Here is a 12,244-nt window from a genome sequence, read left to right as displayed (position 1 = left end):
CGGTGCCGAGCCCCCTGGCACCGACGCCCGGCCACTGCCGTTTGGCCCACCCGCTCCCACCTTCCCGATAAGACCGGAGCGGAACCCACCCGAGGCCACGTGCATGCGCACGGGCCAGGCAGTCACCGCACCAGGGACACGGGGCACCTTCCGCTTCGGCGAACCCCACCCTGGTTAAAGGAGCCAGCCATGTTCCAGCGCAGCGACGTAAGAGAGGGAATGGCCGTCCGCAGCATCGACGGCGAGAAGCTCGGCAAGGTGTTCGCCGTGGGTGACGGCGAGTTCCACATCGAGAAGGGCCTCTTCTTCCCGAAGGACTATCTCGTCCGGTACTCGGAGATCAGCGACATCCGCGGCGGGGAAATCATCCTCAACCACGGCAAGGAGACGCTGCATGCGCTGAGGGGCGAGGAGCGCTACGAGGAGACGCCGGGCACGACGGCGGGCCTGGGCGGTGGCGCGGGCGTGGGCCCCGGCGCGGTGGGCGTGCCGGCCACGGGGACCACCGCGACGGGCTACGGCACCGACACCCGCATGGGCGGCGAGCGCACGATGACGGGGCGCTCGGAGGACATCTCCATCCCCGTGCACAAGGAGGAGTTGGACGTCCTCAAGCGGGAGAAGCAGGCCGGTGAGGTACGCGTCCGCAAGGACGTCATCGAGGAGGAGAAGGTGATGGACGTGCCGGTGCGCCGCGAGCGCGTGCGCGTGGAGCGCCGCGACGTGACGCCGGACCGCCCGGCCATGGGCGCCTCCTTCCAGGAGGAGACTGTCGTGGTGCCGCTGCGCGCCGAGGAGGTCGAGGTCCAGAAGCGCGCCGTGGTGGATGAGGAGGTCGTCATCCACAAGGACGCCATCGAGGAGGAGCGCCGCGTCGCGGAGAGCGTCCGCCGCGAGGACGTGAACATCCGCACCGAGGGCGACGTGGAGGGCGGCACGCGTCCACTGGGCGCGCCTGGCGAGGACCCGAACAAGCGCGGCTACTGAGCGCGCGCGCGGGGGCCGGGGGGGCGGACCTGCGTCTCCTCCTCGGCCCCGTCGCGCACACCGGGCCTCCCGGCGGCTTCCGTCCTGTCCATCTGGTTGAACTGGCGCAGCCGGTCCGGGAAGTGCCTCGACGTGAGCCGCGCCAGCTCCACCTCGCGCGCCGGGGCACACACTTCCGACAGCCGGTCCGCCATCTCCTGCGCGCTGCCGAAGCGCGCCTCGGGCCGCTTGGCCAGCGCCACCTCCAGCGTGTCCCACAGGGGCCTGGAGATGGAGTCCGGCCGGGGCAGCCGCTCGTCGCAGATGGCCTGCATGGAGGCCAGCTCGTCGCCGCGGTCGAAGGCGCGCCGGCCCGTGAGCGCCTCGTAGAGGATGAGGCCCATCGCGAACAAGTCACTGCGCGCGTCCAGCCGCTGCCCCCGCGCCTGCTCCGGGGACATGTACAGCGGCTTGCCCTTGACGATGCCCGGCAGCGTCACCGTGCGCTGCGCCCGCGCCTTCGCCACGCCGAAGTCCAGCACCTTCACCCGCCCGTCAAACCCCACCATGAGGTTGTGCGGGGACAAATCCCGGTGCACGAGCCGCAGCGGAGCGCCGTCCTCGCCCCGCAGGGTGTGCGCCGCGTGCAGCCCGTGCAGCGCCTGCACCACCACCGCCACCGCGTGCGCCGGCTCCAGCGGGCCCTTCAGCGAGCGGATGAGCCGGTCCAGGTCCACGCCCCGCACCAGCTCCATGGCGATGTAGTACGCGCCCTGCGCCTCGCCGAAGTCATAGACGTGCACCAGGTTGGGGTGCGACAGCCGCAGGCCGATGCGAGCCTCGTCCAGGAACTGCTGGATGATGGATGGGTCCGCCGTCAGGTGCGGGAGGATGCGCTTGAGCGCCACCAGCCGGCCCAGCCCCTCCGGCCCGCGCGCCCGCGCCACCAGCACCTGCGCCATGCCGCCGGTGCCCAGCGGCGTCACCACCTCGTAGCGGCCAATGCGCCCGCGGGGCTCCTGCGCGTCGTCCAGCTCCAGCTCGTCCAGCCGCTCCAGCGCGCTCCGCCCGTCCGTGAGCGCCAGGAAGCTCAGCACCGCCGTGTCGAGCTGCTCGCCGATGGCCTCCACCAGCTTCATCACCAGTCCGCCGCCGTCCTCGAAGGTGCCCTCCACCACCAGCCCCATGCCCCCCAATTCCAGCTTCCCCAGCTTCAGCCGGGTGCAGAAGAGCATCCGCCCGTCCGGCAACCGCCGGGGCCCCGTCCAGTGCGCCGCCTCGAAGACGTCCACACCCAGGTGGCCCAGCACGCGCGTCAGCACCGGCCCGCGAGTGCCCCGCAGCGACACGAAACCCGCGGGCGCGTGCACCATCCGCGCGCACTGCGTGAGGAACACGTCCACCCCGGCGTCCAGGTCCAGGCCGCGCTCCAGGCAGTCCTCGAGGATGTCGTCGGCCATCCGGTGGACGGCCACCAGGCCGCGCAGGAACGCGACCTCCGTCTGCAGAGAGGGAAAGTCCACGGGTGCATTCAACACCCGCGGCCACTGCCCCTGGAAGACGGGTAAACCCGTATTAGACGCGCTCCCGGTCCTTCAGGGGGACGCCGGCGGGGAGCCGCTCGGACGGGCCCTGGTGAAGACTGAGGGGCTGGCGCGCGTCCAGGAGGCCATGCGCCTCCAGCACACGCTCCAGGTGGGCCACGCGCTCTCGCAGCAGGAGGGTGTCGGAGGCGCCGAGCTGCACCTCGCGCATGCGGATGAAGGCCTCCACCAGCGGCTTGAGGGAGAAGCGCAGGGTGAGCCCCGCGACGGGGATGCCAATCGTCATGGTCACGATGAGGACGGTGACGACGGCTTCGGTGGTATCCATGGCGGACGCCTTTCAGCGGACTGCGGTGGTGCGTCCCTCTACGCCCGGGCGCGGAAACGATTGCACGCGCCCGGGGTGGGCCCGGAGCCCGGGCTCAGCTCGCCTGGCCGGTGTAGATGGCGTCCGCGATGCGGTAGGCGCTGCCCTCCAGCCGCTGGAAGGCCTCCTTCAGCGCGGCGGCATCGGTCGTGTTGAGCAGGCCCTTCAGCCGCTCCAGGTCCGCCTTGATTTCCTCGCGGTCCTTCTCCGACAGGAGGCTGGCGTACTCCTCCAGGCTCTTCTCCGTGGTGTAGATGAGCCCGTCCGCGTTGTTGCGCAGCTCCGCCAGCTCCTTCTTCTTCTTGTCGTCCGCCGAGTGCGCCTGGGCGTCGGAAATCATCGCCTGGATTTCCGCCTCGGACAGGCCGGAGTTGCTCACCACGCGCACCTGCTGGACCTTGCCGGTGCCCAGGTCCTTGGCGCCGACGTGGACGATGCCGTTGGCGTCGATGTCGAAGGACACTTCAATCTGCGGCACGCCGCGGGGCGCCGGGGGGATGCCCACCAGCTCGAAGCGCGCCAGCGTCTTGTTGTCCGCCGCCATCTCGCGCTCGCCCTGGAGCACGTGCACGCTCACCAGCGGCTGGTTGTCCACCGCGGTGGAGAACACCTGGCTCTTCTTGCAGGGGATGGTGGTGTTCTTGTCGATGATTTTGGTGAAGACACCACCGGCCGTCTCCACGCCCAGCGACAGGGGCGTCACGTCCAGGAGGAGGACGTCCTTCACCTCGCCCTTGAGCACGCCGCCCTGGATGGCCGCGCCGACGGCCACGACTTCATCCGGGTTGATGCCCTTGTGCGGCTCCTTGCCAAAGAACTCCTTCACCTTCTGCTGCACGCGCGGCATGCGCGTCATGCCGCCCACCAGGAGCACCTGGTTGATCTGCTGCGCCGTCACGCCCGCGTCCTTGAGGGCGATGCGGCACGGCTCGATGGAGCGGTCGATGAGGTCGGCGACGAGCGCCTCGAAGGTGGCGCGGTCCACCGTCTCGGTGAGGTGCTTGGGGCCGGTGGCGTCGGCGGTGATGAAGGGGAGGTTGACCTCGGTCTCCGGCGCGCTGGACAGCTCGTGCTTGGCGCGCTCGGCGGCCTCCTTCAGGCGCTGGAGCGCCATGCGGTCCCTGCGCAGGTCCAGGCCGTTGTTCGCTTCCGAGAAGCGCTTGGCCAGGTAGTCGATGAGCCGCTGGTCGAAGTCCTCGCCGCCGAGGAACGTGTCGCCGTTGGTGCTCTTCACCTCGAAGACGCCGGCGTTCAGCTCCAGGATGGAGATATCGAACGTGCCGCCGCCGAGGTCGTAGACGGCGATGCGCTCGGTGCCGCCGTCCTTCACCTTGTCCAGGCCGTAGGCCAGGGCCGCCGCCGTGGGCTCGTTGATGATGCGCAGGACGTTGAGGCCCGCGATGCGGCCGGCGTCCTTGGTGGCCTGGCGCTGGCTGTCGTTGAAGTACGCGGGGACCGTAATCACCGCCTCGGTGACGGGCTCGCCGAGGTAGTCCTCCGCCGTCTGCTTCATCTTCATCAGCACGATGGCGGAGATTTCCGGCGGGCTGTAGCCCTTGCCGCGAATCTCCACCCACGCGTCGCCGTTGGGGCTGGGCGCCACGCGGAAGGAGCTGACGCCGATGGCCTTCTTCGCCTCGGGGGAGTCGTACTTGCGGCCGATGAGCCGCTTCACCGCGAAGACGGTGTTCTCCGGGTTGGTGATGGCCTGCCGCTTGGCAATCTGCCCGACGAGGCGCTCGCCGGAGTCGGTGAAGCCCACCATGGAAGGCGTGGTGCGGCTGCCTTCACTGTTGGGGATGACCACCGGCTCGCCGCCCTCCATGACGGAGACGCAGGAGTTGGTCGTCCCGAGGTCGATTCCAATCACCTTGCCCATGACGCTTACTGACTCCCCCCGGAAGAGTTCTCGGACTGCGGGGGCGTGGGGGCCCCCTCCGCGCCGGACGTGGAGGTCCCCTCGACCTCCGCCGGCTGGGTAATGGTGGATGCCTCGGCCGGCGCGGGCGCGCGGGCGACGACGACGAGCGACGGGCGCACCAGCCGCTCGTTGAGGAAGAAGCCGCGCACCACCTCGTAGACGACGTGGCCGGCGGGGACCTCCGCCGTCTCCACCTGCTGGATGGCCTCGTGCATGCGCGGGTCGAACGGCTGGCCCCTGGCGCTGAAGGACTTCACGCCATGGCGGGCGAGCGCGTCCTCGAAGGACTTGCGCGTCATGGCCACGCCCTTCTGGAAGCTGTCGATGTCCGGAGACTTCGACGCCGCCTCCAGCGCGCGGTCCAGGTTGTCCATGACGGGGAGCAGGTCCTTGAGCAGCTTCTCCGAGCCGAAGCGCTGGACCTCCTCCTTCTCCTTCTGGGCGCGCTTGCGGTAGTTCTCCAGGTCCGCGGCGGCGCGGACGGTGCGCTCCTGCGCTTCCTTGGCGCGCTCGTGCGCCTCGCGCAGCCGCTCCATCGTCTCGCGGGCCCTGGCCTGGCTGAACTCGATTTGCGCCTTGAGCGACTCCACCTCCTGGCGCAGCGCCGCGACCTCCCCGGGCGTCGCGGTGGCGGAGTCACCTTCCCCCGCGGGAGGGGCCTCGGAGGCGGGCTCGGAAGCCTGCACCTCGACGACGGTCACCTCCTCGTCCTCGCTCATATGACGCTCCACGCTGCGCACCGCCGCGTCGATGACGTCCTGACCGATGTCCGTCTGGATGCTGCCCTTCTCATTGTCGCCGGCCACGGCGCGCACTATCTCACGCACCGCGGACCGTTCCAACTGGAGCGAACACCCGCCGGAGCCCAACCCTGGAGTGCGAGCAGACCGGCTCCATGCGGGGTGGAACTTCACGCTCAGGACGTGGGCTTCTTCGCTCGGCCAATCGTCTTCTTGGAAGCTGAGGCCCCCTTCTTCGCCGCCTTGGCGGCCGGGCGGGAGGCAGCCCCCTTGGCGGCGGCCTTCTTTCGGCCAATGGACTTGGTTCCGGCCTTCCTGGCGGCGCGAGGCTCCGCCTTCGGGGCCTCGGTGGCGCCCGTGGTGGCCGCTCCGGACGGAGCCGGGGCCGCCTTCGCGCCCGTGGGCTCCTGGCCGCCCTCCTCCGGCATGAAGGCGCGCTCCACGGCGCCCTCCACCTGGCGCACGGCGGACTCAATCTTCTCCGTCGCCACCTTGCTGGTGGTGGTGGCCCAGGTGCGGAGCTGCTCCAGGCCCTCCTTCACCTTGGCCTGGTTGCGCGGGTCCTTCACCTCATGAAGGAGGCGCTGAGCCTCGCCACGCAGGTCCTCGGTGGTGCGCTTGAGCTCGTCACCGGTGCGCTTGAGGAAGTCCATCAGCTGCTTGTCCCACTTCTCGGCCATGTGCTGTGTCCTCCGTGGGGCGACGGGGCCCCCCTTCGAAGCATTCCACTCCACGCCCGCCGGGAGCGCAAAACCTTCCTGGGCTTTCTGAACACACGCATGAGAAACGCGACGATTGCCCTGGGCGTGTCGCGTGAAACATCTGTCACGCGGCTCGTGCAAGCGAGCGGTGAAAGGCGTTAGAGTATGCGCGCCGAGCCCCCTCCCCAGGGCCCGCGCTGGAGCCCGCCGACATGTTGTCCGCCCGAGTGGCCGGGACGCTCGCCGTCCTCGTCCTGCTGAGTGCCTGTTCCGAAGGTCGTGGAGACCCGTCGGAAGGTCCCAGGCTTCCCGCCATTGAACTGCCCGCCACCACGGTGGGAGCCGCCTACGAGGCCGTGCTGACGGCCACCGGCGGCACCCCGCCGCTGCGCTACTCGTTCATGGGCGCGCCGCCGCCGGGCTTCTCCTTCCTTACGGCGGAGGGGAAGCTGACGGGCCCGGCCAGCGAGGACGGCGAGTTCACCCTCACCGTGGGCGTGCAGGACGCGGAGGGCCACGAGGACGTCCGCACCTACGGGCTGAAGGTATGGCCCGCGCTCGCGGTGTCGGGCGCCGCCATGCCCAGCGCCACCGTGGGCGGCAACTACCTGCACACCTTCGTCGCCAGCGGTGGCCACCCGCCGCTGCGCTGGTCATCGGCGGACGGCTCGCTGCCCCTGGGACTGAGCCTCGGCCAGGACGGAGTGCTGAGCGGCGTCCCACAGGCGGCCGGCATCTATTCGTTCACCCTGCGCGTGCAGGACGCCAGCGGGGCGACGGCCGAGGCGCGGCTGTCGCTGGGGGTGAGCAACTCCGGGGGGCAGCCAGACGGGGGGCAGCCAGACGGCGGCCCGCTCCCGACGGGCACCTTCCCGGTGTCGGTGGCCAACTGGAACATCGAGTGGTTCGGGGACACCACCTACGGGCCGAGCGACGAGCCGCTGCAGCTCGCCAACGCCCAGGCCGTCATCGCCGACGCGGGCGCGGACATCTGGGGCCTGGCGGAAATCGTCAGCACGTCGCAGTTCAACGAGCTGAAGGCGCAGCTGCCCGGCTACGACGGCTTCCTCGCGGACGACGCCACGCGCGTGCCCTCGGGCGCGAGCTACTACCGAACCAACGAGCAGAAGCTGGGCGTGCTCTTCAAGTCGGACGTGGTGCGGGTGCTCGGGGCGGACGTCGTCCTCACCCAGTACGACAATGACTTCGCCGGGCGGCCTCCGCTGCGGGTGGACCTGCGCGTCACCCGGGGCGGCGCCAGCGTGGACATGACCGTCCTGGTGGTGCACCTGAAGGCCACGACGAGCGCCGACCCCACGGACGACTACAACCAGCGCGTCGCCGCGGCCGGAAGGCTCAAGAGCTACCTGGACACCCAGCTCCCCACGCAGCGGGTCATGGTGGTGGGCGACTGGAATGACGACGTGGACGTGTCCACCGTGACGGACCCGGTGACGCAGCAGAAGCGGGACACGCCCTTCCGCGACTTCGTCAGCGACACGGCCGACTACACCTTCGCCACCCAGGCCCTGTCCCTGGCGAACGTGGGCAGTACGGTGGGACGCAGCACCTTCATCGACCACCAGCTCGCCACCAACGAGGTGTACGCGGCCTACGTCGCCAACTCCACCACCGTGATTCGCCCGGCGATTACCGGCTACAAGGACAACACGTCCGACCACTACCCCATCCTCAGCCGCTACGACTTCGGGCAGGGCAACGTGCGAGCCCTCCGGCTCACCGCACCCAACGGCGGGGAGACGCTGCTGGCGGGGACACCGTACAACATCACCTGGGTCTCCAACGGCGTGAACTCGGTGCGGCTGCAGTACTCCGTGGACAACGGGACGACCTGGCGCGACGTGGCCGCCTCCGTGTCCGCCGCCTCCGGGCGCTACGCGTGGACGGTGCCCTACGACGCGTCCAGCGGCGCGCGCGTGCGGGTGAGCGATGCACTGGATGCCACCCTCTCCGACGCCAGCGATGGCGCCTTCGTGCTGAACCGCGTCCCACACGCCGTCTTCATCAACGAGTACCTGCCCCAGCCGAACAACGCCCCGGGGACGAGCACCCCGGACTACGACCAGATGTTCGTGGAGCTGCTCAACACGGGCACCACCACCGTCGACCTGGGCGGCTGGAAGATTCACGATGACGAGTCGTACAGCGGCGCCAGGCCCGCCCGGCACACCTTCCCCGCCGGCACCGTGCTGCAGCCAGGCAAGGTGTACGTCGTCTACTCGGGGGCTTCCGCCGTCCCCGCCGGGGCCACGAACGCCGACTACTCCAATGGCCTGTTGAACGGAGTCTATCAGGGGCTGCGTTTCAACCGCGGCGTCAACGTGAGTGGCAGCGGGGACACGGTGTACCTCGTCCTGCCGGACGGCAGCGTGCAGGACAGCCACAACTACCAGGACACCTACCAGGGCGTCTCCTACAACCGGAGCCCGGACGCCAGCGCCACCGGGAGCTGGGTGCTGCACAACACCCTGTCCTCCACCCTCACCGCCTCCCCCGGCAAGCGCGTCAACGGCTCGGCGTTCTGACGCTCCACGGGTCCGGGCGGAGCGCTCCGGAGTGGCCCCTATATAAGGATGGGGCCGCCCTGACTCTGCCTCCGGCTGGCCGGAAGCCCCCCAGGCGACTGTCGTTCGCGCCCGTACAACCCCGCCCGCGCAACGAATTCCGCCCAATCGCTCAATAAATCAACCGTTCGTCGTTCCTTGGCACAACCCAGATTTCGAGCACGTTCCGTATCTCTTTTTGTGAGGGAGACGGACGGCAGGGCACGGGGCCCGGGCCGCTCGACTGGGACCGGGAGTGTCCGTGCTGCCAGGAAATGACAGGTCCGTCTTGGAGGCCTTCCGCCGCGGGGATGCGGCCGTCCTCACGCAGGTGTACCGGAAGTACTCGCCGGAGGTGTTGCGTTACCTCTCGCGCCGGTTCGCGGTGGGTGGGGACGGTGGAACGCGGACGGTGGCCCTCTCCGCGCTGGACCTGGACGCGGCGCACCAGGAGACCTTCGTCCGCGCCTTCCGGCCCAACATGCGGCAGGCCTACGACGGGGTCCGTCCCTACCTGGGCTTCCTGCTGACGGTGGCGCGCTCGACGGCCATTGATTTGATGCGCGCCTCCGGGCGCGTGGCGCGAGAAGCCGTCCCCATGGACGACGCGCCCGAGCTGAGCCACCTGCCCACCGAGAGCCGCAGCCCGGAGGAGGAGGCGCTGGGCACGGAGGTGCGCGCGCTGGTGCGCCGCTTCCTGGACGCGCTGCCGGAAGAGGGACGCGCGCTGGCACAGCTTCGCTTCGTGGAAGGGCTGTCGCAGGAATCCGCCGCCGAGCAACTCCAGCTCACCCGAGGAGAGGTCCGGGTGCGCGAGAAGCGGCTGCGGACGCAGTTCACCGAGCATCTGAAGGCCTCGGGCTGGCTGGAGGCCTCGGCCGAGCCCGGGCGGATGGAGCTGGGAGTCCTCCTGGCCTCAATGGCCCTGTGCGCAATAGGGAGCATGCCATCATGAGGTGGTACGAGAGACACATCGACGCCAGTCTGACGCGCTGGTCTCTGGGAGAGCTGTCCCCCAGCGAGTCCGCCCGCCTGCTGCGCCACGCTCATGGCTGCGCCCGCTGTGGCGCCCGGTACGAGCAATGGGCCCGGGCCCACCGAGCCCTCGAGGGCGGCAACCTGGACATGCCCTCCTCCATGGAGCGGCAGGCGCTGACGGAGGGCGGCCTGGCGGCGGCCCTGGCGGCGGCGGCTCCCGCGGAAGAAGCGCGGGCGCGCTGGCCCTCGCTGGCGATGCTCGCGGGCGCGGTGGCCGCCGTCTTCCTGGCGGTGGTGCTGACTCCGCCCGCCACGGACACGCGTGAGTTCACGTCCCGCGGCGAGGGCACGCCCCCTCCGGGCGTGGCGCTGCGCATCTTCTGCGCGGCGGCCGGCCAGCCCATGCGCGAGCTGCACGCGGGGGACGACTGCCAGGCAGGCGCGATGCTGGCCTTCGCCGCCGGTGGCACCGCGCCCTACTCACACGTGGCCGTCCAGGTCCGCGGCGCGAAGAAGGCCGAGGTGACGGCAGGTCCCTTCGTCCTGTCCGGTCCCCCGGGTCGGGAAGGCCCCCTGGAGCTGACCGTCCCCATGCCCCAGCAGGCGGGCGTGGTGGAAGTCACGGCTGCCTTCGCGGACCACCCGGCAGTGGCACTGGCGGCCCTGCGCGGTGAGCAGACCGGGGGAGTCGTGGTGCTCAAGCAGGAGGTCAAGGTAAAGGAAGGCCCATGAAAAAGCTGGGACTGCTCTTCGGGGCCTTCGCGCTGCTCTCCGGAAGCAGCGCCTCGGCGGAAGAGGTGGTGCGCCGCGCCCTGGTCATCGCCCACAACGGGAGCGACGACCCCTCCCTCCCGGACCTGCGCTTCGCGGATGACGACGGCGTGCTGTGGGCGGAGACGCTCCAGCGGCTGGGCGTGGAGACGACGCTGCTGGTGGACCCGGACGAGGCGACTCGGGCCGGGAGTCGGCCCGTGCTCGCGGGCGCGCGCCCGCCCACGCCGGACGAGGTGAAGCGCGAGGTGGCCCGGCTGCGCGCGGCCAGCCTCGCCGACGACGAGCTGGGACGTCAGACGGACGTGCTCGTCATCTATGTGGGCCACGGCAACACGGACGAGGCCGGGCGCGCGTACTTCACCCTCGCGGGCGGCCGGCTGGACAAGGCGACCCTCTACTCGGACGTGGTGGACCCGCTCGCCGCGGACTTCACGCACGTCATCGTGGATGCGTGCCGCGCCTCCGGCGTGGTGGGCAGCCGCGGCGGTCAGACGGACGCGGCGGTGCTGGCGGAGCTGCGCGGCATGCTCGCGCGCGAGCAGCTCGCCACCCGGCCCACCGTGGGCGCCGTCTTCGCGGAGAGCGACGACGGCGAGACGCACGAGTGGTCCCGCATCCGCGCCGGCGTGTTCAGCCACGTGGCGCGCTCGGGCCTCATGGGCGCGGCGGACATCAACGGCGACGGGCGGGTGGAGTACAGCGAGCTGGGGGCCTTCGTCTCCGCGTCGCTCAAGGGTGTGAAGGGCCTGCCCGCGCGGCTGACCCTCCACGCCTTCGCACCCACCCGCGAGCCCCGGCGCCCGCTGGTGGGCCCCGCCCCACGGGGCCCCAGCCTCACCCTGCCCTCCGGCTTCGAGCACTCGCGCATCTCCGTGGAGGACGCGGACGGCCGGCGCCTGGCGGACGTGCGGCGCTCGGAGGACCAGTACGTGCTGCTGCGCCTGCCCGAGCGCGACGTGTACTGGGTGCGCACCCCCACCGCCGAGGCGCGCATCACCCTCGCGGAGCTGTCCACCGGGGTGCCGCGGATGGCCTCGCGCGAGATGCAGGAGCGCGGCCCCGCGGAGGAGGCGCTGCGGCGCGGCCTGTTCGCGGTGCCGCTGGACAAGCACTACTACGAGCAATACGTGGCCGCCGCCGGCCTGGTGCCGGTGGACCTGGCCCGGGCCTTCCCGCCCGCGGAAGGAGGCACGCTGCCGCACCTGATGCTGCGCGGCCCCCAGACGCGGCAGTGGGACTGGGGCCTGACGGCATTGCGGGCCCCGCTGGGGCTGAGCACCATCGCCGCCGGCCCGAGCGTGGCGCTGCGGATGGAGCTGCGGCCCTTCCTCTATTACGGCGTGCGCGGCACCTACGCGCTGACGGCGGAGGCGCTCGACGGCCTCCGCCTGCACCGTGCCACGGTGCAGGGGCTGGTGGGCACGGAGGGCCTGTACCGCACGCCGCTGTTCCTGGAGGCGGGCGCGGGCCTGGGCCTGCTGGCCTTGACGAAGGACTCGCTGCGGATGGGCGACTCCACCCTGCTCACCACTCACGCGGCGGCCGGAGTCACGGGAACGCTGGCGGGGCTGAAGCTGCGGCTGGGGGCCACGCTGTCCGCGGACCTCGTCACGCTCGACGGAAACAACCACTGGGACCCCTCCTACGGCGTGGAGCTGGCGCTGCGGCGCTGAGGCAAGCGGGTGATGA

General features: G+C 70.8%; 10 protein-coding genes. 5 read left to right on the top strand and 5 right to left on the bottom strand.

The features are described 5' to 3' along the window. The first annotated feature begins 189 nt into the window (after positions 1 to 189). On the top strand, positions 190 to 987 hold the full coding sequence (locus K8638_RS06240; protein ID WP_223753493.1) for a YsnF/AvaK domain-containing protein: 798 nt from the start codon (positions 190 to 192) through the stop codon (positions 985 to 987). Here the strand turns inward: K8638_RS06240 and K8638_RS06235 are convergent. The 5 genes from K8638_RS06235 to K8638_RS06215 all read right to left on the bottom strand — a co-directional run bounded on the left by K8638_RS06235 (position 981) and on the right by K8638_RS06215 (position 6,218). Further along, positions 981 to 2,426 (bottom strand): serine/threonine-protein kinase, encoded by a 1,446-nt coding sequence (locus K8638_RS06235; protein ID WP_225937063.1) that lies wholly within the window; start codon positions 2,424 to 2,426, stop codon positions 981 to 983. The two genes, K8638_RS06240 and K8638_RS06235, sit on opposite strands and share 7 nt — an antisense overlap. A 115-nt stretch (positions 2,427 to 2,541) precedes the next feature. After that, on the bottom strand, positions 2,542 to 2,838 hold the full coding sequence (locus tag K8638_RS06230) for a hypothetical protein (RefSeq protein WP_223753491.1): 297 nt from the start codon (positions 2,836 to 2,838) through the stop codon (positions 2,542 to 2,544). 94 nt (positions 2,839 to 2,932) lie between these two features. Beyond that, on the bottom strand, positions 2,933 to 4,756 hold the full coding sequence (dnaK, locus tag K8638_RS06225) for a molecular chaperone DnaK (protein ID WP_223753490.1): 1,824 nt from the start codon (positions 4,754 to 4,756) through the stop codon (positions 2,933 to 2,935). Positions 4,757 to 4,761: 5 nt separating this feature from the next. Further along, entirely contained in the window at positions 4,762 to 5,613 is an 852-nt protein-coding gene (gene grpE, locus K8638_RS06220; protein ID WP_223753764.1) for a nucleotide exchange factor GrpE, read from the bottom strand. A gap of 101 nt (positions 5,614 to 5,714) precedes the next feature. Continuing rightward, the gene (locus tag K8638_RS06215; RefSeq protein ID WP_223753489.1) at positions 5,715 to 6,218 is read right to left on the bottom strand and encodes a transcriptional regulator; all 504 of its coding nucleotides are present in this window, start codon (positions 6,216 to 6,218) and stop codon (positions 5,715 to 5,717) included. Between the two features lie 233 nt (positions 6,219 to 6,451). Here K8638_RS06215 and K8638_RS06210 point away from each other — a divergent pair, with 233 nt between their 5' ends. The 4 genes from K8638_RS06210 (at position 6,452) to K8638_RS06195 (ending at position 12,228) form a co-directional block, all read left to right on the top strand. Then, positions 6,452 to 8,785, top strand: a complete 2,334-nt coding sequence (locus K8638_RS06210; RefSeq protein WP_223753488.1) for a lamin tail domain-containing protein — start codon at positions 6,452 to 6,454, stop codon at positions 8,783 to 8,785. Positions 8,786 to 9,065: 280 nt separating this feature from the next. Then, positions 9,066 to 9,758, top strand: coding sequence for a sigma-70 family RNA polymerase sigma factor (locus K8638_RS06205; protein ID WP_223753487.1), 693 nt, complete (start codon positions 9,066 to 9,068; stop codon positions 9,756 to 9,758). Then, complete coding sequence (locus K8638_RS06200) at positions 9,755 to 10,513, top strand: hypothetical protein (protein WP_223753486.1); 759 nt, start codon at positions 9,755 to 9,757, stop codon at positions 10,511 to 10,513. The genes K8638_RS06205 and K8638_RS06200 overlap by 4 nt, the downstream gene beginning before the upstream one ends. Then, positions 10,510 to 12,228 carry a caspase family protein gene (locus tag K8638_RS06195; protein ID WP_223753485.1) on the top strand — a complete coding sequence of 573 codons (1,719 nt, stop codon included), beginning with the start codon at positions 10,510 to 10,512 and terminating at the stop codon, positions 12,226 to 12,228. The genes K8638_RS06200 and K8638_RS06195 overlap by 4 nt, the downstream gene beginning before the upstream one ends. The last annotated feature ends 16 nt before the right edge of the window (positions 12,229 to 12,244 follow it).

Source organism: Myxococcus sp. RHSTA-1-4, from assembly GCF_020037125.1.
Taxonomy (GTDB): domain Bacteria; phylum Myxococcota; class Myxococcia; order Myxococcales; family Myxococcaceae; genus Myxococcus.
Note: the sequence above shows the minus strand (reverse complement) of the source record. Positions and strands in the feature narration are given on the sequence as shown.